The following is a 24,799-nucleotide window of genomic DNA, read 5'->3' on the forward strand; positions in this document are numbered from 1 at the left end:
TTCTGTAAAAAATATTCCGGAGTCTATACTGTTTCGTTATTAAAAACGCACTGTATATCAGGGACAAATGCAAATGGATGGTTCTAGCAAAACTACTAAACAGTACTCACCTCTATAATGTTGTTTAAATGATACTGTTTTTCATATTGCAACGACGATATCCAGCCATTAACTGGATAACGACGAATACGATTATTATAGATTTCAATATATTCAAATTATACTTTATCGGCTCATGCCCTTATTTTATATTACTATCATGAATAATATGTTTTTTAACGTATGAAAAAAACTTTTCAATACCGCATAATGCTTACAATTTCAACTTAGACCCATATTTTGCCTTAATTCGTATTGCAACAATAAACTTTTAAAACCAGAACTAAAATTTGATTATAATATGTTTTCTCTAATACTAAGAATAATAACATTATAAAAAACAATCATTATTTAAAGAAATTAATAAATAATTGTAAGGTTGATATTATAACTAATATTATAAAAAAAAAGTGGATAGAATTATTCTTTATGTAAGAGATGATTCATAAAAAATAAATTTAAATGGCAAAATGAATCACCTTTTAATTAATATTTATTATAGAGTTAAATTATAGAGAAATGAATTTATAGTAATGAAACTGTAGCTTCTTTATAAACAATATAATTATTTTTATAAGAACTAGAGTTCATTATATTTAAAAGAAATTAAAATGAGGGAAAATGGGAGTTTTTTTACTGGTAAATCAATGAAGAGATTGAATTTTTTTAACCATTCATCAGTAAGAAAAAAGCCCACAATAACTGTGGGCCATTAATTTTAAATGAATTAGCAAGTTAAAGTTGATTTTGGTATTTGCTGAAGATTTTTTGAATTTTTATCTGTTTCTTTTTTGGTCAAACCGTTTTGACGAAGACCATCATTAGTAAATTACGAACTTTTCCGATATACATATAAAATGGCGTCAGCCCCAAAAAAAAACAAAAATATCAATAATTTTATTTATTTTTTTCTATCCAATTATTTATTTAATAGGCTCTTTTCTACTTTCCTGCGATTTGTGAAATCACTAGAAAATTGTTTGATGTCATCAAATATATTTTTATTCCAACGTTCGAACTCATTTGAAGCACCAATATGATTATCCACATTCAATTTTGCCAACAATTTCCATTGATTAAATGTTAAAACACCTACATTATAGACACAAGAAAATAACACATCATATTGATTCAGTTCTACTTTAATCAATTGACTAATTGACTGCTCAATAAGATTGATATCTTGTACAAAAAATTAGTCTGAGAATTACTGATTATATCTTTATCTTTAAAATTTTTAGTATGGTCATATCCAACAGTATACAAACCTGCTTGACATTTATATGCTGTTAATTTTAGACTTTCAAAGCTTTTTATTATATCTGTAACTTTTTGATTAATAGATATTAATCTTTATTATGTTTGATAATTCTTGAGTTATTCGTTAAATAGTAAGTTTATCATTGATAATGAATGGAAAATAAAAAACACTTAGATTGGTTCATATAAAAAGAAGTAATGATAAAAATTTACTTTTAAGGCAACTAAAAAAAACATTATTTTTTAATAATCCTAGATACAACTTTTATTATAATTTATTATCGAATAAATTTGTTGAACATACTGCCGTTTTGATGAACGTCTTAGGCATGACGTTAAACGGTCTAATTGGCTGTTTTGATTCGGTAACAATTAAAACAGCCAGTTTAACTTCCAATGAGCAAATAAAACTCAACCTTTTTAGGGATATAAGTTGTTACAAAAGCAGTGAACAGTACATCATCTGCCCCGCTAGCCGGGGCTTTTTTGAAAAATGATGATTAAACAATCTATTATTGTTTTAATTTTTTATCACTTTACTTGCATAAACCCCATTAAAAAATGCAAGTGCTATTGAACCAATGACAACAGGAAAATAACCAAAATTTTGTGCAAGATAATAACTTAATGATATTACCGCAAATCCACAAAAATAACTTGGTGCCAATTGGGCATTCCAAGCAGTGGAACGAGCTTGTGAGCTATCCGAATTGTCCATGATAATGGCAGTAATCGCTATCGACATTAAAGGTAAACTAAAGAAATAAAGAAAACAGGCTAAATAGACACTAAATACATTCACATATCCTAACGAAATTGGTATAAATGATAGTAAACAAAAAGCATGACAAAGCAACGAATAGACTAGACTCTGTTTTCTTGTTAAACGTTTTAGGATTTTTGAAATTAACACAACTGCCACTAAGCTTACAATTGAACCAAATACTTTTAATAAAATAGCAATATCTGGCAACGCCCAACCATCATCAACAAGTATTGGCGATAATAGATTATAAGCGGGGAGGAAACTAAACGGCATAAGTATTAAGATAATTAACCAATTTATTTTACCTTTCCAAATGGTAATCAGATTTTTCCAATATTGAGGATCATTACTTTCGGCAATAGGCTGATTTTGGCTGTAACGGTACTCTTCAAAAAAGAAAAGTTGAATTAATGTAAAACCCACTAAAACAGTAATCAATAATAAGCACCATATCCAACCAATATAAGCATAAAGTAGCAATATCACACCGCCACCTAAAATATTACCGATCATTGAACCACTTGTCTTGATACTTGAAATAAGATAACGCTGCTCGGCTAAAAAAATATTACAGGCCAATCCGGATATGGCTAATTCTTGAGTAGCTGTCATTATCGAAAAAATAAAGATAATGGGTAGAATGATGTAAAATTGTTTAATAGGATCTAGGAAAGCGATATTCATCAGACAAATTAACATAAAGGTTAAAGAGATGATTAACCAATTACGATAATGTGATAATCGTCCTTTTAAATATTTATCAACAATAGGTGCCCATAAAATTTTCAACCCTATTGGTAACATCATTAAAGGAATCAAACTTAATTGGTTTAACTCCATGCCATCTTTCCTTAAGATTAATGCTAAGGCGATGGTTAAAAAACCAGTACCCACATATTCTGTAATATAAAGGCTTACAAATAATAACCAAACATTTTTGGGCAATTTAATTGTTGCTTTGTCATTCATTTATTCATTTTTCCTTTTGAAGCACTAACTTTTCGGTACTAACATATTAATTAATATCATTCTTTAATAGTAAAAATATATTTTAATAACCCATTACCACTCATGATTCGGTAAATTTAAAACAATCTGTTTTGTGAAACTAAAACAAATTTAAATCGTTCATAAATATAATATTTAACTAATTTATCAATAGTTTATTTGCGCAGAAATACCTACTTGTCGTGGTTGCTGATAAGTACTATAACGAGAAGATGAAGACATAAGGCTTATTTTGTCATGAGAATTGAAAACATTATCAGCATAAAGCATAATTCGACCTTGTTTGAAGTTATAAGCTAAATAAGCATTTGCTTGATAATAACTATCAATTTTAGATGTTTTATTATTTGATGCATCAGTGAAATAACTATCCACAAACGATGCATTTAATCCGGTTTCCAATCCATATGGTAGGTTATAATAACCGCCTAAGTTAAATGTATAACCAGGAGCACGTGTTAACTTATTACCGTTATAACTTTTACTATCACTGTATTTTTTTATTTTGGTTTTAAGTAAGCCCAAACCGGTTGTTAAATTTAAATTTTGTGTTGCCTGCCACTCAACATTAAATTCAGCACCATAAGTTATAGCTTTATCGGCATTAGCAATAGTGATACCGAGTGGATGAGAATACTCAATTTGCATATCTTTATAGTCGTTATAGAAAATATTGGTATTAATTTTTAAGCGTTTATCGTCTGAAAGCCAGCGGTGATAAAGTTCATAGTTCCAAAGATATTCAGTACCATAACTGTATGTTGAAAAAGGATAAGTAAATGTAATTCCAGCCCCTCCTGGATTATAACCACGAGCAATTTTAGCGCCAATACGCTGATCATCACTGATTAGATAAGCAATATCAAATTTCGGTAAGAAAACATTTGTTTTATTATCATAATTTAAAAGAAATAAGCTACCACCTTTGCGGGTATGTTTTTCTTGCTCATAACGAGCTGATAGATTAACTTCGATAACATCAATTGGTTTAAAGGTAAACTCTCCTAAAACCGCTTTAGTTTTAGTAACGTCATGATAACGGTTGCGGACCCCTAATAAAATACTGTCATCTTGTGGTGACTGAAAATAAAATAGACCCAATAAACCTTTGTATGTACCATTGTTGTATCTTAAAATTGGCTGAACTTGCCATTTGTGCCCCTCAACTCTTGATGGTGCTCCAGAAGGCAGAGAAAAACGGTCATGAATATAATTTGAATAAACAACTTTATTTTCAAATTCCCATGTATCATTAAATTGATAACCTGCATCCCAAATTGTGCTTGAAGTCCGAATTTTGAATACAGAGCGATAGGTATCATAATCTGTTGTAGGCTTAAACTCACCCTGAGGATTTCGTGAATCTATATGTTTAAAGGTTAAACGGCTATAAAAATCTGGCAAAGATGAAGGTAACCAAAGTAATTTAGCCTTAGTTGTGGTGGTTTTAAATTTCCTTGAATCACCTGCTGGATGATAATTTGCTAAATGTTCATAAGATTTACGACCTTGATCATCAACCGTAAAACGAAAGAGTAATTGCTCATCAACTAATGGACCAGACAGCATGGCAGCAAATTGACGTTTATTTTGATTACCATAATCCGTTTTTGCTGCCGCTTCAAATTTATTGATGGGATCATTACTTTGCATAACAATAGCGCCAGCTATAGAATTACGTCCTTGAGCATAACTTTGTGGTCCACGATAAACTTCGACTTGCTTGATATCCCATAGCGATTTAGTTGCGAACGCTAATTCATTATAATTAGAATTATCACCATCAACTTGTACATTAACTCTAGGGCGTGCACCCGCTAAAAAAGATATTGCACCATGAGCTGATGAGCCCTCAACACCTCGAATTGTGGGTAATTGATTACCTAATCCGGTTTCTAATATATTGGAAGTTTGTTTAAGTACAGTTGTTAAAGAGTAAAGATCGGGACGTCTTTCGATATCCTTATTGATTATAACACTTAAACTTGAACTCGTTTGTAATTCACTACGTTGTACCCCTTCACCAATAACAGTGATCGTGTCCAATTTATCTTTTTCACTATCTTCCTTGATATCTTTGATATTACTTTCAGCTAGAACAATAGAACTATAACAACTCATAAGGCACAAACTAAATAGACTAAATTTTGCAGTTATTTTTTTCATCCGAACACACTAAAGTTGATAATGATTTTCATTTGCAATCTTATAGATTAAAAAATAAGCTGTCAAATAACTAATTAGAATTAAAAAACAATATTAAATTAATTTGTTTTTAGTCAATTTAAATAAATAAGATTTATACTAACTAATCAATTGGAATAAAAAAACCCCAGATAAACTAGGGTTTTATAAGTAATCAGATTAATAAATTAAATGATTAACTATTTTTTCTTTGCTTTACTTTTGTACTCATCATAATACTCTTGTGCAAGTTTACGCATTGACAAGCCAATCGCTGCATATTGATATTCATTTAAATTCGCTAAAGATGCACGAGCAGAAGGATGTTGCACAGCAAAACCTTTACCTGGCAATAAAACTACCCCAGCTTCATCAGCTATTCTAAATAACATTTCAGACGGATTTTTATTTTTTAAGATCCATTTAGCAAATTTATCGTCATATAATTCACGACAAATATGTTCAAGATCAATTAAAGTATAATAATCAACACTATTTTTATCCACAGTGTGTTTAAGGCCTAAATGTTGATAAAGAGACGCAGCGCGACGACGGATTAATGATTTTAATGCAGCTTTGTAACTTTGATCTGTATCAATCATTTCACATAATGCAAATAAAACCATCTGCACTTGTTGTGGTGTTGAAAGCCCAGCTGTGTGATTTAACGCAACAGCTCGGCTATCTGCAACTAAACGATCAATAAATTTAAGATTTTCTGGTTCAGTTACAATTGAGCTATAACGTTTATTTAAGACTTGCTTAGTTTTGCTAGGCAATGCTTTAATTTTTCTATCTAAAACATTATCTTTCGTTGTAGCAATAACACCCAAACGCCAACCTGTAGCCCCAAAATATTTAGAAAATGAATAGACTAAAATGGTATTTTTAGGGCAAATAGCAAATAAAGATTGAAAATCATCAGCAAAGGTACCATAAACGTCATCGGTTAATATAATAAGATCTGGGCGTTTTTTAACAATATCAGCAATGATTTTTAATCCTTTATCATCTATTTTTACGGATGGTGGATTGGAAGGGTTGACTAAAAAGAATGCTTTTATAGAGGAATCTTCAAGTTTACGCAATTCTGACTCTGGATACTGCCAATTAGCATCCGGATCAGAGTTGATCAACACCTCAACCAATTGATAATCGTTAAGTTCTGGGATTTCGAGATAAGGCGTAAAGATCGGAGCACCAATGGCAATTTTATCCCCTTTTTGGATTAAATTGTTTTCTTTCATAGAATTAAAGATATATGCCATAGCGGCGGTACCGCCTTCAACAGCAAACAAGTCAAGATCATTTCGATCAAGGTATTGGGCGCCCATCTGCTGTAGAACATAAGATTTTACCACTTCTTCGCTAAAACGGAGCATTCTATCAGGAACAGGATAGTTACAACCTAAAATGCCTTCAACCATCTCTTGTAAAAAAGCATTTTCATCAAGCCCAAGTTGATCACGAATATAAGAAAATGCTTTACCTAAAAACGAGACGCCTTCTTTATTATAATTTTGACGAATAAAATGTTCAAAGCGCCCTGTTAATCCCGCTTTAATTGGAAATCCGCCAACCCCCTCATTTAAATATGAATAAGACATTTCAGATTCTTGCGTTGCAAAGATCCCTAATTGGAAAAAAGCTTGTCTTGGCCAAATAGCTAAAAAGTTAGGGTTACCTCGACCTGCATTTAACATGGCTCGATCAGCATGGCTTTGTGCCAGTTTAATTAAGTTATCTTTTAACTCAAAGGGACTTAAATTAGCATACTTAGCATATTGTGTTTGGTTCTTCATATTCTGTATCCTTAAAGTAAGATTGTAATTAAACAAAGGCCACAACCAATGGTCCTAATAAAGTCAGGAAGACATTAGCCAAAGCATACGTGATAGCAAAAGAGTTTGTTGGTGTAGAGTTACCCGCTTTGTTAAGAACTTCACCAAAAGCAGGATTAGCGCTACGAGCTCCAGCTAGAGCACCAGCAAATACAGCAGCATTTTTGTAACCAAGAATATATTTACCAAAGTAAATTGCGAGTAACATTGGTAACACTGTGACCACAACACCTATTAAGAACAATGACAATCCTTGTTCGCGAATAGTATTAATAGCTTGCAGGCCAGAACTTAACCCTACTACCGCAACAAAGCCAGCTAAACCAAAATCTTTTAATAATTGCACCGCACCGGTTGGAATATTACCAATAGTTTGATGAAGTGAACGGAACCAACCGAATAATAAACCTGAAAGCAATGCCCCACCACCAGCACCTAAGGTAATTGGAATATCACTAACACGGATAACAATTAAACCAATTATCAGACCAACCACCAAACCTAAACCATGAAATATCCAGTCTGTTTTTTCGCTTTTTGTGATTGGTGCACCGATTTTATCAATCACACGACGAAGATCACTATCGGTACCATAAATGGTGATTACATCACCTAGTTTGAAATGGAAATCGTTATTAAGAGGCAGTGTTTGTCCATCACGATGGATAGCGACAAGATAGATGCCATGTTTTAATTGCATTACTTCGTCAGATGATAACACTTGTGATAAACTTTGACCGACATAACGAGAATTACGCATTTCAACATCTTGTGTATTCATTACAACATCCATACCTGAAGCAGAATCCACTTCCGAACCAAGAAGATCATTGGCCTGTATCATGGCATCACGGTGACCGACCACCAAAATGATATCCTTAGCTTTTATTAAGGTATCAGGTGATGCTTCTAAAATTTTATTGCCACGTTTGATACGTTCAATACTAATACCATTAACTGTTTTTTCAATATCAGACACGCTTTGATTAATCTTATTAGTGACACGATATAACCGACCACTGATATCAGATAAAGCAAAATTTTGGTTAGCACCTAATAATAGCGATCCATGAAGCTGTTCGGCTTGAGCTTTAATAGCATCATCACCAATATCTCGCCCCATTATTTTTGGTAAAATATTAACACAGATGATGATCGCACCGAGTGAACCAAAAATATAAGTTACCGCATAACCAATGGTAACATTACCTTGTAATCGGCTAAGTTCTTCAGGACTAACGCCTAATTGACTTAATGCATCAGACGCTGTACCCATAATGGCTGATTGCGTTAAACCACCTGCGGCTAAACCTGCTGCAAGTCCTTTATCTAAATGAAATACTTTGGCTAGCACAACTACAGTAATTAGACCTGCAACCGCAATAAAAAGTGCTAAAAAGATTTCACGAAGTGTTTTAACTCCTAATGAACGGAAAAATTGTGGACCACTTTCAAATCCAACTGCATAAATAAACAGAGCGAAAAGAACGGCTTTAACGCCAGCATCAACAGTGACGCCAAAAACACTTAAAGCGACAGCAACTAATAACGATCCTGCTACGCCACCTAGTTGAAATTTACCAATCCGAATACCACCGATTAAATACCCTAAACTTAATGATAAAAACAAAAGTATTTCTGGTGAGTGTTTGAGTCCATCTAAAATCCAGTTAAAAAGCCATTGAAACATAATAATTGTCCTCAAGCGCTATGATTAATGATTTATAGAAAAGATAAATAAAGGAATGGAACGATATTCACGGGAATATATGAATATGACTATATATTAAACTTCAATGCAAAGAATAGAAAGTTAATTTTAACGATTAATGTTATTGCTAGAAAGTAACGAAGTCCTTAGAAAAAATGAGATGAATAAATACGAAGAGATATTAAACTTAAAAATAGGCAACATTCATTGAGATACCTATCGATTACCAAAATTTTAAATAAAAGGATGACTAATTTATAGGGGCGGTAAATAGAACAAAATATTTTATTTCTTTAATAATTATTTTTTATGAATAGTTAAAATAATTATTCAAATTTGAATTTAAGTGTAATAAACAATAAAAAACCCGCAGAAGCGGGTTATTTTTAAATAATTGAATAAACAATTATTGCATAAATGATTATTCTAGACCCGATTTGAAATACTTAACTAACAGAGCATTTAATGTTGATAGTTTCTTGATTTTAACAATAGTTTTTGAATCTATCTTCTTTTCCACATTTTTTCGTGAACCATAAAATCTCACTTTCACATCATTTTTATCATTAAGTGAATTAATATAAGATACAAATTGATTATTTAGAATAAATTTAGTCCACTCATATACAGTGGTGCCACTTTTACTTTTGAAAGTTAAATCACTTGATGGCTCATATATATTATCGTTTTGTAATATTTTAAAATTATCAATGAATAATCGTTCCTTGCCGCTAAATATGGCAGTAACGGTTGTCGTATATAATTTTTCTTTAAAAATAAAGGTTTCTATACTCAAAGGTTCGCTTTTGAACTCGATCTTAATGAGATTATTTTGAGAATTATAGGTAAAATTGATATTATCAGTACTAATAATATCAAGGAATTGATGTAAATCATCTGGATTAGTTATTTTTTCTGATAGGGAAAAAAGCCCATTAAGATTAGCGATGTGTAATCTTAGACCATTTGAAAACGTGATGATATAAATATCTTTCAATTTTGGATCTGTTTCTACCTTAGCCACATATAAATCGTCTATATTGGGAAATTTAATTTCTTTTAGCTTCTCAATCTCATCTAATCGCTTTTGATAATTTTTTATACTCACTATCTGATCATAAGAATTGAGATCATTAAGATAAAGAACTTCTCCATTTTTCAAAACTATCTTAAAGTAAATTTTATTTCCAACTTTGACCTCTTTGTCCAAATAACCTTCCATTCCGTTATATTTTTTGTAAGAAGGATAAAATAGTGAACGTGAATTTGGTTCAGAATATAACCCACTGTATTTCTTTAGGTTAATAGCATCAGCAGAATATTGATCAAAAACAAAAATATCTTTATCTGCTGGATTATATTTTTCTTTTTTTATTGCAGATGAAGAAAATGAAACAACACTTAATATAAGAAATAAATAACAAAAAACCTTTTTCATACCATCATTATCCTTAATCCTTTTTATTTTTTGGTAATAGTATGTTATTTAAGCTTTTTTGGCAATAAAAAATCCCATTCCTATCCAGAATTTTGAATGAATAGATAAAATAGATAAAAAGGATAATGGTCGGTAATATTTTTTATTAGTGAAGTTTAAGTAAGCCGTTATCAAAGCTGGAATATTTACTTATATTTAATGAATAAACATCTCAATTTTACAGAATAAAGAAAAGGGCTATTAAAGCCCATTTCCTTGTCTAAACAATAATCTTTCAACATTTTTGACCACATTTTTAGAGATTCTTTCAGACAGCTTTTGTTTACGTTGGAAACTGACTGAGATAATTTTATGTGTATCAAGATGCGATAAAATAAAATCATCACTGGTGCTGATTTCGTCCACTAAGCCTTTATCTTTTGCTTGGGCTGCAAACCAGTGTTCACCTGTTGCCACTTGCTCAATATCAACATTAGGACGATACTCTTTAACAAAATCTTTGAATAATAGATGAGTCTCTTCTAATTCTTGCTTAAATTTCTGACGTCCTTCATCTGTGTTTTCACCAAACATCGTCAATGTACGTTTATATTCACCGGCTGTTTGTAGTTCGATATCGACATCATGTTTTTTAAGTAAGCGGTTAAAGTTTGGAATTTGAGCAACTACACCAATTGAGCCTACAATAGCAAACGGCGCAGCAACAATTTTATTGGCGGTACACGCCATCATATAACCGCCACTTGCAGCCACTTTGTCAACGACAGCAGTAAAAGGAATATTGCGCGTTCTAAAACGTAATAATTGTGAAGCCGCTAATCCATAACCGTGAACAACACCACCAGGGCTTTCTAGTTTAATGACGACTTGATCTTCTGGTTTGATAATAGCAAGAATGGCTGTGATCTCTTGACGTAACTCTTCAACCTCATGTGCATCCATACTACCGTTAAATGATAAAACAAACAGCTTAGGTTTGACACCATTGGCGGTTGCAATCTTTGTTTGTGTGTTAGAGTTATCATCAATGTTTGCACCAGCAACTTGGTTACTATTTTTATCCTGTTTCTGTTTCTGTTTTTGTTTGATGGCTAATTTTGCCTGCTTTTTCTCAAATTTTTTCTGTTTTTTAAGATCTTTCGTATATTGCTTAGCTTCAAGTTCATCCATGCTCGACATCAATATATCATCTTTAATTTGCTCATATTCCTGACTAATGTCTTTAACAGATAAACGTCCCGCAACGGTTGATAATTTGCGACGTTGACTTAATATAAAAATAAGAATAGACAAAATAGCAATTACCACTGTTGCTGTTTCTGCCAAGAAGAGAGCATACTGTGAAAACCAATTCATTTAACAATTTTCCTTTGATTGAATGTATTGCATTATTATAACAATATAATTAAGAATTGTGCCGAAAATCGACAAAGATAAAATTGTCGCTTTATTCGGCAATTTAAATTATTTATACTGATACTTCAAAATTATAATTAAATGAGAATTACTATGTCCTTACGTCCAATTACTGAAATTGCAGAGCAATATAATATTCCTGAACAATACGTTTTACCTTATGGTAAACATGTCGCAAAAATCGATTTATCTATTCTTAAATCAAATCAAAACAAACCAAAAGGTAAATTGATATTAGTTACCGCCATTACCCCAACCCCTCTTGGTGAAGGTAAAACCGTTAATACAATTGGACTGAGTGAAGGATTAAATTACATTGGTAAAACAGCCATAGCCTGTATTCGTCAACCAAGTTTAGGTCCGGTGTTTGGTGTAAAAGGTGGTGCTGCCGGTGGTGGTCAGGCCGAAGTTTTACCTATGGAAACGTTAAATTTACATTTAACTGGTGATATTCACGCTATCACTGCGGCTCATGATTTGGCATCAGCTGCATTAGATGCACGCCTTTATCATGAAGAACGTTTGGGCGATGAGTTTACTGCACAAACGGGTTTACAACGTTTAAATATTGATGTTAATCGTATTGTTTGGAAACGTGTTATCGATCATAATGATCGTGCATTACGTCATATCAATGTTGGCGTTGGTGGTGGTGTAAATGGTATTGAACGCCGTGATGGTTTTGAAATTACTGCTGCATCAGAACTGATGGCAATTTTAGCATTAGCGTCTGATTTACATGACATGCGTGCTCGTATTGGTCGAATTATTTTAGCCTATAATACTCAAGGTGAACCTATTACCGCAGAACAACTTGAAGTTGCTGGTGCAATGACGGTACTATTAAAAAATGCCATCAATCCGAATTTAATGCAAACCGTCGAACATACCCCTGTATTAATTCATGCCGGACCTTTTGCTAATATTGCCCATGGTAACTCTTCTGTGATTGCTGATCGCATTGCTTTGCAACTTGCTGATTATGTTATTACTGAAGCTGGATTTGGATCGGATATGGGTATGGAAAAATTCTTCAATATCAAATATCGTCAAGCAGGTATCAAAGCATCTTGTGTGGTGTTAGTTGCAACCGTACGCAGCCTTAAATCAAACAGTGGTAAATATAACATTAAACCAGGACAAGCCATTCCAAAAGAGATATCAGAATCGAATGTCGAACTACTCGAAATTGGTGCCGCTAACTTAGCATGGCATATTAACAATGCGAAAAGTTATGGTTTACAGGTGATTGTTGCTATCAACCGTTTTCCTCATGATAGTGATGAAGAACTTGCTTTCTTACAAAAATATGCCATTGAACATGGTGCGTTTGCTTGTGAAGTTAGTGAAGTATTTACCCAAGGCGGTAAAGGTGCTGAAAAACTGGCACACCATGTTATTAAAGCGTGTGATATGCCAAGTGAAATTAAGCTACCTTATCCAGATAACATGCCTTTAATCGATAAAATTCAAACAATGGTAAAAAAATATGGTGCCAACAAAGCGAATCTTTCTGAAAAGGCGCTCGAAAATATCAAAGAGATTGAAGCATTAAAACTGGATCATCTACCTCTTTGTATTGCCAAAACCCCCATGTCAATCAGTGCTGATGCGAATTTAAAAAATGTACCAACTGATTTTGATGTTGATATCAGTCATTTAGCGATTTCTGCTGGTGCTGGATTTATTCGCGTTTATGCTGGTAATGTTATGACGATGCCGGGACTTGGTACTAATCCAGCTTATCGACAAATTGATATTGACAAGGATGGTAATATTGTAGGTTTAAGTTAATGCAAGAAGTTATTATGCAAACCAAACAACAATATAAAGCTTTTATTGATGAAGAAAATTGTATTGGCTGTGGCAAATGTATTCGCGTTTGCCCGACCGATGCCATTGTCGGCAGTAAACAAGTATTACACACCATATTACCGCAGTTATGTACTTCGTGCAGTAATTGCATCAATACTTGCCCAACAGACTGTATTACATTAAGTACCTTAGGTACAGCGCTAAGTGAAAATGAAGAATTACAACTCACTGAGAAAAAACAGCAACGATTAAATTACAATCAACTTGTGCCACCAACCATACTATTTCCGCGCACAATGGCTGTTAATCACAGTAACCAAACGAGTCAACAAGATCGTAAACAATCTATTGCTGATGCGATTGCCAGAGTTAAAGCAAAAAAAAACCTCGCTAAATAGCGAGGTTTTTTATTCAGTAATTATAACCTGTTATTGATTCATTACAGATTATTCACCAAGGTTAGTCTTTATTATTGTTTCTAAACGCACGTTTACGATCATTCTCAGTTAAATGACGTTTACGTAAACGGATAGACAGTGGTGTTACTTCAACTAATTCATCATCATCAATAAATTCTAACGCTTGTTCCAATGACATTTTAACTGGTGGTGAAAGTGTTGTTGCTTCATCAGTACCTGATGCACGCATATTAGTTAATTTCTTACCTGTTAAACAGTTAACGGTTAAATCATTTGAACGTGTATGAATACCAATAATTTGACCTTCATAAACTTCAGCACCATGACCTAAGAATAATTTACCACGATCTTGCAAGCTATAAAGCGCATAAGCTAGTGCTTTACCCGTACCGTTTGAAATCATAACACCATTAATTCGTTGACCAATTTCGCCTGGGCGTACATCGTCATAATGACTAAAGGTAGAATAAAGCAAACCAGTACCAGATGTCATCGTCATAAATTCAGTTCTAAAACCGATAAGACCACGGCTTGGAATGACATAATCTAAACGCACACGACCTTTACCATCAGGTAACATATTGGTTAGATCACCTTTACGTAAACCAAGTGCTTCCATCACAGAACCTTGATGTTGTTCTTCAATATCAAGAGTTACTTGTTCAAATGGTTCTTGTCTTTTACCGTCGATCTCTTTGAAGATTACTTTAGGACGAGAAACCCCAAGTTCATAACCTTCACGGCGCATATTTTCAATTAACACTGATAAGTGTAATTCACCACGACCAGACACTCTAAATGCATCAGGATCTGGTGTTTCTTCAACTCGAAGTGCCACATTATGTACAAGCTCTTTCTTCAAGCGCTCAAGGATTTGGCGAGAAGTTACAAATTTACCTTCTTTACCTGCAAACGGCGAGCTATTAACATTAAAGAACATCGTAACAGTTGGTTCATCAACGGTTAATGGAGGTAGCGCTTCAACACAACTGTTATCACAAATCGTGTCAGAAATACCTAATTCACCAAGACCAGTTAACGCAATAATATCGCCCGCTTCGGCAACTTCTGCTTCATAACGTTGTAAGCCTAAATGACCTAGTACTTGCCCAACTTTACCAGTACGTTTATTACCTTCACTATCAACAATAGTTACTTGTTGATTTGGTTTTACGCGACCACGTTTGATTCGACCAATACCAATTACCCCAACATAATTATTGTAATCAAGTTGAGAAATTTGCATTTGGAATGGTCCATCTAAATCAACTTTTGGTGGCTCAACATGTTTAACGATTGCTTCAAATAATGGCGTCATATCTTCAGCCATATCTTCATGATCTAAACCAGCGATCCCCATTAATGCAGAAGCATAAACAATAGGGAAATCGAGCTGTTCGTCAGTTGCACCTAAATTTACAAACAGATCGAATACTTGATCAACAACCCAATCAGGACGAGCGCCCGGACGGTCAACTTTATTAATAACCACAATTGGTTTTAAACCATAAGCAAACGCTTTTTGCGTTACAAAACGGGTTTGAGGCATTGGTCCATCCATCGCATCAACTAACAGTAATACTGAGTCGACCATTGACATAACACGTTCAACTTCACCACCAAAATCAGCATGGCCTGGGGTATCAACGATATTGATACGATAATCGTTCCAGTCAATTGCTGTATTTTTAGCTAAAATAGTAATACCACGCTCTTTTTCAAGCGCATTAGAATCCATTATACGTTCGTTGTCGTCACCACGCAGATTATCTAGCGTACCTGACTGTTTTAATAATTTATCAACCAAAGTTGTTTTACCATGGTCAACGTGCGCAATAATGGCAATATTTCTTAAATTTTCAATCACAATTAAAATCCCAATTAGGAGATAGATTCTTTAGGCGCGATATTGTACACCTTTTTAGCCCAAATGTTGATCTATATCACAAAGTTTATTTAAAAGAGCATTATCATTTGATAAAGTCAGAAAAATAATAATCTATTTTGACAAGAAGTTTCAGGTTAACTACACGTTTGAGTATAAAATAGTGCTGCAAATTGATCGACTTTAGCCCAATCAGTATATTCAATGATAGGTTTAGTCACATCTGTATCACCTTTACCTAACCACATAATGAAACGAACCATATTACGGTCAAACCAATTATATTTTGGATAATAAAGGGCTCCAGCAAAAACGGCTTTAATGGTTGGTTGCCATGAAATTTTAGCTAAGAATTTTCTTGTATATGAATTCGTTTCAGGGGTATTTTTATGCGGCTTTCTGGCTACAACATTCACACCAAAAAAGCCTGATCTCATTTTATTTAATTGCTGATAATTATCATCAATAAATTTTTTCATTACTTTACTATAAAATCCATAACGAATAGAACAACCCAACAAAACGGCTTGGTACTTGGTAAGATCGATATTAGTACTAGGTAAAAGCTCAATCACATCACAATCACATTTACTGGCTAGTTGATTTTCGATGCGCTGCATAATTTTAAATGTTTGCTTTTCGTGAGTAGTATAGAGTAATAAAACTTTCATTTTTTAAATTTCCTTTTAAAGGGTTTATACCTGCCTCTTTTTAATTCATTTGATAGTGGTTAACTGATTATAAGGATTGCAAGCGTAAACTATTATATATAAACATTGAAAATTAATCAGTATTTTATCTGTAGTTATATCATCACAACTCAGTAAGTACGACTAACTTGATTCCCCTTTTTGGGAATTTATTATCTTTTTTGTTTAAAAAGTAGAATATAGATTGGAACAATTTTCAATTGATACATGGATTGAGGTTATCGGTTGTTTGAGCGTTAGCCAAGCATTTTAGATAAGTTATAATAACTTTCTTATCGTCCTTATCGTTTTTTATATAACTTTGGATAGATCTTAATGGAAACAACCTCCATTGCTTTTTTATTAGTCATCTAAATATTGCCTCTATTTTTTATCGAAATTGAAATCTCGACTTAAGTCTTGAATCTATATTGATAATATTTTTTAGAATCTAATTTCACAATTAAAAGAGATAATAATAAAACTACATCTAACTTTTTTTATGATAAAAATTAATAAATTGTGGATGATTTAATAAAAAACTTTGATTATAGTATTATGCTAATTTAACCTGAGCGGAAATAAATATGGCAATTTCAACCCCAAAACTTAGTGCAATTATTTTGGCGGCAGGAAAAGGCACGCGGATGTATTCCAACCTTCCTAAAGTTTTACATAAAATCGGCGCGAAACCGATGCTTCAACATGTAATTGATACAGTTAAACAACTTAACACCAATCGCATCAATATTGTTTATGGTCATGGTAAACAACAGCTTGAAAATGCGCTTAAAGATCAACCTGTACAATTGGTTTATCAAGCTCAGCAGCTTGGTACTGGGCATGCAGTACAACAAGCTATTCCCTATATTGAAGATGACGAAGATATCTTAATTTTATATGGTGATACTCCACTTATATCACTACCAACCCTAAAAAATTTAATTGCGAGTAAACCCAAACAAGGTATTGCGTTACTGACCGTTATACTTGATGACCCTACTGGTTATGGGCGTATTGAGCGAAAAGATGGCAAGGTTATTGCGATTGTTGAGCAAAAAGATGCTTCGCCAGAGCAGCAAAAAATTAATGAAGTCAATACTGGCATTATGTTGGTGACAGGCAAACTGTTAAAAAACTGGCTAGCACGCTTAACCAATGATAACGCCCAAAAAGAGTATTATTTGACTGATGTTATTGCTTTTGCTTATCAGGACGGTTACGAGATATTAACCTCTCACCCAATAAAACAATTCGAAGTTGAAGGTGTGAATAATCGATTACAGTTAGCCACATTAGAACGACACTATCAACATCAACAAATACAAAACTTATTACTAGCCGGGGTCACACTACTTGATCCAAACCGTTTTGATTTACGTGGCACATTGACTCATGGCAAAGATGTGGTAATTGATTGTAACGTCATTATTGAAGGTGATGTAAAGCTGGGCAACAACGTTATTATTGGTGCAGGTTGTATCTTAAAAGATTGCTGCATTGATGATGATTCAATTATAAGCCCATACAGCATAATTGAACATTCAACCATTGCACAGCAATGTACCATCGGGCCTTTCGCACGATTAAGACCGGGTTCAGAACTTGACGAACAAGTACACGTTGGCAATTTTGTTGAACTTAAAAAAGCGCACTTAGGTAAAGCAACCAAAGCAGGACACTTAAGTTATCTTGGCGATAGTGAAATCGGTAGCAATGTCAATATTGGAGCCGGCACTATTACCTGTAATTACGATGGTGCCAATAAATTTAAAACGATTATTGAAGATGATGTATTTGTGGGTTCAGATACCCAGCTCATTGCCCCTGTTAAAGTTGGTAAAGGTGCAACCATCGCGGCAGGTACCACTGTTACCAACAATGTTAATGATAACGACTTAGTCGTAAGCAGAGTTAGACAAAAGCAATTTAGTGGTTGGAAACGTCCAACCAAAGTAAACAACGAGGGATAAATTATGTGTGGTATTGTTGGTGCTGTGACCAAACGTGAAATTGCTGAAATATTATTAGAGGGTTTAAAACGATTAGAGTATCGCGGTTATGATTCTGCGGGGCTTGCCATTATATCACCAGAAGGCGAACTGCAACGCGTTCGTCGCGTTGGCAAAGTTCAAACCCTGAAAGATGCTGTGGAAGCGCACCCACTGAAAGGTTCAATCGGTATTGCTCACACCCGCTGGGCAACACATGGTGAACCAGCCGAACATAATGCCCATCCACATGTTTCTGGATTTATTACTGTGGTGCATAACGGTATTATTGAAAACTTTGAACCGTTACGAGAACAACTTATTGCTAAAGGTTACCAGTTCCGTTCTGAAACCGATACTGAAGTTATTGCTCATCTAATTCATGACATCATTGCCACTGAAGATTGCTCATTATTTGAAGCTGTACAAAAAGCTATACCACAACTACGTGGAGCTTATGGTACGGTGATAATGGACACTCGTAATCCTGATATATTAGTCGCTGCGCGTTCAGGTAGCCCATTAGTCATTGGTTGTGGTATGGGCGAAAATTTCATTGCCTCAGATCAACTTGCATTACTACCGGTTACACGTCAATTTATCTTTTTAGAAGAAGGTGATATTGCCCTCATTAGTCATGATACAATCACAATTTTAGATAAGAATTATCAGCAAGTCACCCGTCCTCGTATTGAATCCGATGCCAGATACGATGCGGGTAGCAAAGCAGGTTACAACCACTATATGCAAAAAGAGATATACGAACAACCTAATGCCATAAAAAATACCCTTGAAGGTCGCATGGCACACGGTAAAGTGGATTTATCTGAATTAGGAGACCATGCCGAAAATATTTTAAAACAGGTTGAACATATACAAATTGTCGCATGTGGCACCGCCTATAATGCGGGTATGGTTGCTCGCTATTGGTTCGAGGCATTAGCAGGTATTCCTTGTGATGTCGAAATAGCTTCAGAATTCCGCTATCGCAACCCAGCACGTCGAAAAAACAGCCTATTTATCACTTTATCGCAATCAGGCGAAACTGCTGACACTTTAGCTGCGCTAAGGCTAGCGAAAGAAAACAACTACCTAAGTACACTCGCGGTTTGTAATGTGGCAGCCTCAACCCTTGTACGTGAAGCTGAATTAGTACTATTAACTAAAGCTGGGGTAGAAATAGGCGTTGCATCCACAAAAGCATTTACGACTCAATTAACGGTATTGCTGTTATTAGTTGCTAAATTAGGACGCCTAAATGATATGGCAGAAAGCACCGAGCAAGCCATTATGCACGCCTTACAGACCTTACCAAATCGTATTGAACAAGTATTAATGTGTGAACCGCAAATTAAAAAACTAGCAAGCGATTTTGTTAATAAGCATCACACCCTATTCTTAGGACGAGGCGATCAATACCCAATCGCCATGGAAGCATCACTAAAACTAAAAGAAATCTCATACATTCATGCCGAAGCCTATGCTGCTGGTGAACTCAAGCACGGCCCTTTAGCATTAATTGATGCAGATATGCCAGTAATCGTTATGGCTCCTACTAACGAAATGTTGGAAAAACTAAAATCCAACATTGAAGAAGTCCGCGCCCGTGGTGGTCAACTTTATGTATTTGCTGAGCAAGATGCAGGCTTTGTCAGCGACGACACCATGCATATCATCAATTTACCTCATATTGAACAGATCACTGCGCCAATCTACTACACGGTACCAACCCAATTATTGGCTTACCATGTTGCATTAATCAAAGGCACAGACGTCGACCAACCAAGAAATCTAGCAAAATCGGTAACGGTTGAGTAAATTTGCTAAATAAAATTTGAGAACTTAGTTTATAGTTTTGATATCAAATTAAAACTCACGTTCTCAAATTCACTCATTAAAAACTATGAATAATAACCCTCTTTTGTTGATAAAACTGTCAGAATTCACTTACCAATAACTTGCTAATTCTTTCAAACAAAAATTGGTTAACTTAATAAATCTAATTTTTATTCTGTATAAAAATTAGATTTATTTTTGTTAAAACAGATATAAAATAATATTCTTATTGGGATGTTTTGTTGAAAGGAAAGGAAGAAATGAGTGAAGTAGAAATGAATAGATTAATATTAATTGGAAATGGGTTTGATTTGGCACATGGATTGAAAACATCCTTTAATGATTTTATTGATTATTATGTTTCCGAATTTTTAAATTTATACAACGATTATGAAGACAATAAATTAAGTGAAAATATTTTTATTAAAAAAGGATTAATTTCTTATGATTTTATAAAATCCGTTCAAATAGCAATTCAAAATTTAAGGAATCTATTTGCCCATCTTCAACAAAACACTGACGAAATAAAAACTTTTGATGAATTATTTGATAAAGAATTTCATGACAGATTAGATAACAATTTATCATTTATAGATAATATTAAACATCCAACGGATCAAATAAACGATCATTATCCCTCTGATGAAAACAAAAAAGCTGAAGATAATGTAGCAAAAATTCTTGAATTAATTAAATCTAGTAAATCGTCTAATAATGTTTTGTCTGATTTATACTATATCAGCAGTTCAGTTTATAATTATTATACACTAAATCAAATTGACAATAAACCTTGTTTAAAACAATGTGATGAATCCTTATTATTCACAAAAAACAAGCTTTTTGAAAAAATATTTTATAATTATAATTTTAATAAAAACTGGGGTGGCATTGAACATGAGTTTTATCAAACTTTGCTTGATGTTGAGGAATTTTATAGAGAAGAAAAAATATTAGATAAAATAGATAAACTAAATAAAGAATTTGAAAATATAATTGATTGTTTTATTTATTATATGACATCGGTTGTATCTAAGCAAGAGACTAAAATTTTATCAAAAATTGCCAAACATCTTATGCAACCGGTAAATGACGACGAATTATCTACTCAATTTAGAGATCGAATTGGTCAACAGCCTATTGTGATAAAAGAACATATGTTTCTGAGTTTTAATTATACCAATACGATAGAGAAATATATAGCCCAAAGTTCAGTAAACGTTGAAGAAAAACATGTTCAAATACATGGCAGACTAGAAGATTCTGCTAGTAAAATTATCTTTGGTTATGGTGACGAATTAGATAGTTCATATAAAGAACTTGAAGATAAAAATGACAATCGATATTTAAAATATTTAAAATCATTACATTATTTGGATACAGACAATTATCAAAAATTATTAGATTTTTTAGAACAAAATAAGTATCAAGTCTATATATGGGGACACTCTTGTGCGACTTCTGACCGTGTTTTACTGCAAACAATATTTGAACATGAAAACTGTGTCAGCATTAAACCTTTTTATTATCAAGATGAAAAAGGAAATGATAATTTTGAGGATTTATATAAAAATATCAGCCGACATTTTACTGATAAAAATAAATTAAGAGATTTGGTAGTAAATAAAAAATATTGTGAACCACTAACCTAAATTAAGTTATTCATTAGGAATTTTTACTATTAAAAGCTTTGCTAAAATTAAAAAATAGTTTTTTATAATCACCAATCCAAAAGACTTTATTCAGTCATCGAATTATTTAATGATCTGTTTTTTTTTGTACAAAAAGCAATAAAACAGATCATACTGCAATGTTTTTAGTTTAAGCATAAAAAATTTTTTATTATATAGATGAGTCAATATTTTTTGCCCATTAAAAATAAATTATTTTAAAAAATATAATTAACCTTTATTTTAAATAAAATAAATTATAAATCAATTTGTTATATAAAAAAATTAATGAGACATTAGAAAAATAATTAATGAAAACTAATCATTAGTCCATTAAAGGTTTATTAATACTCGTAGCAATAATTATTTCGTTAGTCTGTTATTTTTTCTTAAATTTACAGCTATTGGGGATTGTTAGAATCTTTATTGTTACTTAAATAAATTATATTTCTGCAAAAAAGAAGAAGCACAATTTAAAGAAGTATTAAAAAATAATATAAATGACAAATGCCCGTTGCATACCTCAAAAAAACAATTTGAAATTAGCACAAGCAATTTTTGATTAACCATCAATAAAGAAAATTACAATCAAAAGCAAATTAAGCCGATAATAGTTTAATTATTATGAATTATCATCCATTAAAATCAAACAAACATCAAAAACCATTAGCATAAAACTTATGCCAAACTTCCCTAAACGCATTTAACTGCTTTATAAGTGTGATCTAAATCACAAAATCATAAAATACCCCACCTTTTGAAGTGTGATGAAAGTCACATTTACTAATTTTTTTAGATGAATCTGGTTAATAAATACCTCTACAATAACAGCATCATGATTATATCAATCAACAAGGAAAGATTAATTTTATGACAACATCAAACATTAAATTAAAGGTCCAAAACTTTGGGCGATTCTTAAGTAATATGGTGATGCCTAATATCGGGGCTTTTATTGCTTGGGGATTTATTACCGCAATTTTTATTCCAACAGGTTGGTATCCTAATGAAAATGTTGCCAAACTTGTTGCCCCAATGATTACGTATTTATTACCATTATTAATTGGATACAGTGGCGGTAAATTAGTTCATGGCGAACGCGGAGGCGTTGTTGGTGCCATAACAACCATGGGTGTGGTTGTTGGTGCATCAATTCCAATGTTCTTAGGCGCAATGATTGTTGGCCCATTAGGCGGCTGGATGATTAAACAATTTGATAAAGCCGTAGACGGTAAAATCAAAAGTGGCTTTGAAATGTTAGTAAATAATTTTTCAGCAGGTATTATCGGTATGCTCCTTGCTTTACTGTCATTCTTTGCCATTGGACCTTCAGTAGTTGTCGCATCTAGTGTACTGGCGAGTGGCGTTGACTTTATGGTACAACATAATTTATTACCACTTACCTCTATTATTGTTGAACCAGCAAAAATCTTATTTCTAAATAATGCAATTAACCATGGTATATTTTCACCACTTGGTATTCAACAAGCAGCCGAGCATGCACAATCCATTTTCTTTTTAATTGAAGCGAATCCTGGACCAGGCTTGGGATTATTACTTGCCTATATGTTTTTTGGTAAAGGTGCGGCAAAAGGTTCAGCAAGTGGCGCGGCAATCATTCACTTCTTTGGTGGTATTCACGAAATTTATTTCCCATATGTGTTAATGAATCCTCGTTTAATTATTGCCATGATTTTAGGTGGGATGACGGGAGTATTTACACTTACCCTTTTTGGTTCTGGCCTAAGTTCACCCGCTTCACCTGGTTCAATTATTGCCATATTAGCGGTGACTCCTAAAGCTTCAATGCTTGGTGTAAGTATCTCAGTTATTGCCGCAGCAACGGTATCATTCCTTGTCTCAGTAGTATTATTAAAAACAACTAAAAATGCAGATAAAAGTTTTGAAGATGCGCAATCAGATGTTATAGCAATGAAAGACGAATCCAAAGGATTAAAAACAGAAACGTTTAATCTTGGTAACGTAACAAAAATTGTTGTCGCGTGCGATGCAGGAATGGGATCGAGTGCAATGGGGGCGGGTGTGTTGCGTAAAAAAGTACAAGATGCCAACCTAGATATTAATGTTATCAATCTTGCAATTAACAATCTAACTTCCGATGCTGATATTGTTATTACTCATAAAGATTTAACTCAACGAGCCAAACAATATGCACCAAATGCCCATCACATCTCATTAACTAATTTCTTAGATAGTGATTTATATAGCCAACTTGTGAACGAATTGGTTGCAGCACAAGGCGTTAGCAATACGAATAATAGTAATATTGCAACATCAACAGATAGTAACCAACCGTTATTTAAATTAACAGAAAAGGACATCTTTTTAGGATTAACGGCTCAAAACAAAGAAGAAGCAATCCGTTTTGCTGGACAAAAATTAGTGGATAACGGCTATGTTAAACCCGTGTATATTGAAGCAATGCTCGAACGCGAAAGGTTAACATCAACCTATCTTGGTGAATCCATTGCTGTACCTCATGGCACGATTGAAGCCAAAGAAAGTGTAATAAATACAGGTATTGTCTTTTGCCAATATCCAGCAGGGGTAGAATTTGGTGAAGAAACGGATGACAAAGCCAAAATCGTTATCGGAATTGCTGCTCGCAATAACGAACATTTAGATGTGATAGCCAAATTAACTAACGCATTGGATGATCCAAACGTTATTGCCAAACTATCGAGCACAACCCGCTTTGATGAAGTGTTAGCAATATTAAGTTAAATATTACATCACAATGACTTCCCCGCTCT

At 33.4% G+C, this 24,799-nt stretch carries 14 protein-coding genes and 1 pseudogene; 6 read left to right on the forward strand and 9 right to left on the reverse strand.

Annotated features, from left to right (window positions below; genetic code table 11):
• Positions 1-1,018: 1,018 nt before the first annotated feature.
• From A9G17_RS13395 to sohB, 7 genes and pseudogenes are all read right to left on the reverse strand, one after another.
• A pseudogene (locus tag A9G17_RS13395) lies at positions 1,019-1,365 on the reverse strand (glycoside hydrolase family protein).
• Positions 1,366-1,879: 514 nt separating this feature from the next.
• Positions 1,880-3,094 (reverse strand): MFS transporter, encoded by a 1,215-nt coding sequence (locus tag A9G17_RS04000; protein WP_065737608.1) that lies wholly within the window; start codon positions 3,092-3,094, stop codon positions 1,880-1,882.
• Positions 3,095-3,280: 186 nt separating this feature from the next.
• Positions 3,281-5,299: a TonB-dependent receptor gene (locus A9G17_RS04005; protein WP_065737609.1), complete on the reverse strand. Its 2,019-nt coding sequence runs from the start codon at positions 5,297-5,299 to the stop codon at positions 3,281-3,283.
• A 218-nt stretch (positions 5,300-5,517) separates the two neighbouring features.
• Positions 5,518-7,119, reverse strand: coding sequence for a bifunctional aspartate transaminase/aspartate 4-decarboxylase (locus A9G17_RS04010; RefSeq protein WP_065737610.1), 1,602 nt, complete (start codon positions 7,117-7,119; stop codon positions 5,518-5,520).
• 28 nt (positions 7,120-7,147) lie between these two features.
• Positions 7,148-8,848, reverse strand: coding sequence for an aspartate-alanine antiporter (gene aspT / locus A9G17_RS04015; protein WP_065737611.1), 1,701 nt, complete (start codon positions 8,846-8,848; stop codon positions 7,148-7,150).
• Between the two features lie 442 nt (positions 8,849-9,290).
• Entirely contained in the window at positions 9,291-10,307 is a 1,017-nt protein-coding gene (locus A9G17_RS04020; protein ID WP_065737612.1) for a hypothetical protein, read from the reverse strand.
• A gap of 240 nt (positions 10,308-10,547) precedes the next feature.
• Positions 10,548-11,663, reverse strand: coding sequence for a protease SohB (gene sohB, locus A9G17_RS04025; protein ID WP_065737613.1), 1,116 nt, complete (start codon positions 11,661-11,663; stop codon positions 10,548-10,550).
• Between the two features lie 153 nt (positions 11,664-11,816).
• Between sohB and A9G17_RS04030 the strand changes: the two genes are divergently transcribed.
• Together A9G17_RS04030 and A9G17_RS04035 are read left to right on the forward strand one after the other, a co-directional pair.
• Positions 11,817-13,517, forward strand: coding sequence for a formate--tetrahydrofolate ligase (locus A9G17_RS04030; RefSeq protein ID WP_218059753.1), 1,701 nt, complete (start codon positions 11,817-11,819; stop codon positions 13,515-13,517).
• Positions 13,517-13,936 carry an RnfABCDGE type electron transport complex subunit B gene (locus A9G17_RS04035; RefSeq protein WP_025314827.1) on the forward strand — a complete coding sequence of 140 codons (420 nt, stop codon included), beginning with the start codon at positions 13,517-13,519 and terminating at the stop codon, positions 13,934-13,936. Before A9G17_RS04030 ends, A9G17_RS04035 begins: the two co-directional genes overlap by 1 nt.
• A gap of 61 nt (positions 13,937-13,997) precedes the next feature.
• On the opposite strand, the gene typA is transcribed toward A9G17_RS04035, so the two are convergent.
• Together typA and hemG are read right to left on the reverse strand one after the other, a co-directional pair.
• The gene (typA, locus tag A9G17_RS04040; protein WP_025314826.1) at positions 13,998-15,824 is read right to left on the reverse strand and encodes a translational GTPase TypA; all 1,827 of its coding nucleotides are present in this window, start codon (positions 15,822-15,824) and stop codon (positions 13,998-14,000) included.
• Between the two features lie 155 nt (positions 15,825-15,979).
• Entirely contained in the window at positions 15,980-16,513 is a 534-nt protein-coding gene (gene hemG, locus A9G17_RS04045) for a menaquinone-dependent protoporphyrinogen IX dehydrogenase (protein ID WP_065737615.1), read from the reverse strand.
• 611 nt (positions 16,514-17,124) lie between these two features.
• Here hemG and glmU point away from each other — a divergent pair.
• From glmU to A9G17_RS04065, 4 genes are all read left to right on the forward strand, one after another.
• Positions 17,125-18,504, forward strand: coding sequence for a bifunctional UDP-N-acetylglucosamine diphosphorylase/glucosamine-1-phosphate N-acetyltransferase GlmU (gene glmU / locus A9G17_RS04050; RefSeq protein ID WP_065739078.1), 1,380 nt, complete (start codon positions 17,125-17,127; stop codon positions 18,502-18,504).
• 3 nt (positions 18,505-18,507) lie between these two features.
• The gene (glmS, locus tag A9G17_RS04055) at positions 18,508-20,340 is read left to right on the forward strand and encodes a glutamine--fructose-6-phosphate transaminase (isomerizing) (RefSeq protein WP_065737616.1); all 1,833 of its coding nucleotides are present in this window, start codon (positions 18,508-18,510) and stop codon (positions 20,338-20,340) included.
• A 293-nt stretch (positions 20,341-20,633) separates the two neighbouring features.
• On the forward strand, positions 20,634-22,007 hold the full coding sequence (locus A9G17_RS12835; protein ID WP_081301787.1) for an AbiH family protein: 1,374 nt from the start codon (positions 20,634-20,636) through the stop codon (positions 22,005-22,007).
• A gap of 888 nt (positions 22,008-22,895) precedes the next feature.
• The gene (locus A9G17_RS04065; RefSeq protein WP_065737617.1) at positions 22,896-24,770 is read left to right on the forward strand and encodes a PTS mannitol transporter subunit IICBA; all 1,875 of its coding nucleotides are present in this window, start codon (positions 22,896-22,898) and stop codon (positions 24,768-24,770) included.
• Positions 24,771-24,799 lie beyond the last annotated feature (29 nt).

Origin of the sequence: Gilliamella sp. wkB7 (assembly GCF_001693435.1) — a bacterium.
In the GTDB taxonomy this organism is placed as follows: domain Bacteria; phylum Pseudomonadota; class Gammaproteobacteria; order Enterobacterales; family Orbaceae; genus Gilliamella; species Gilliamella apicola_N.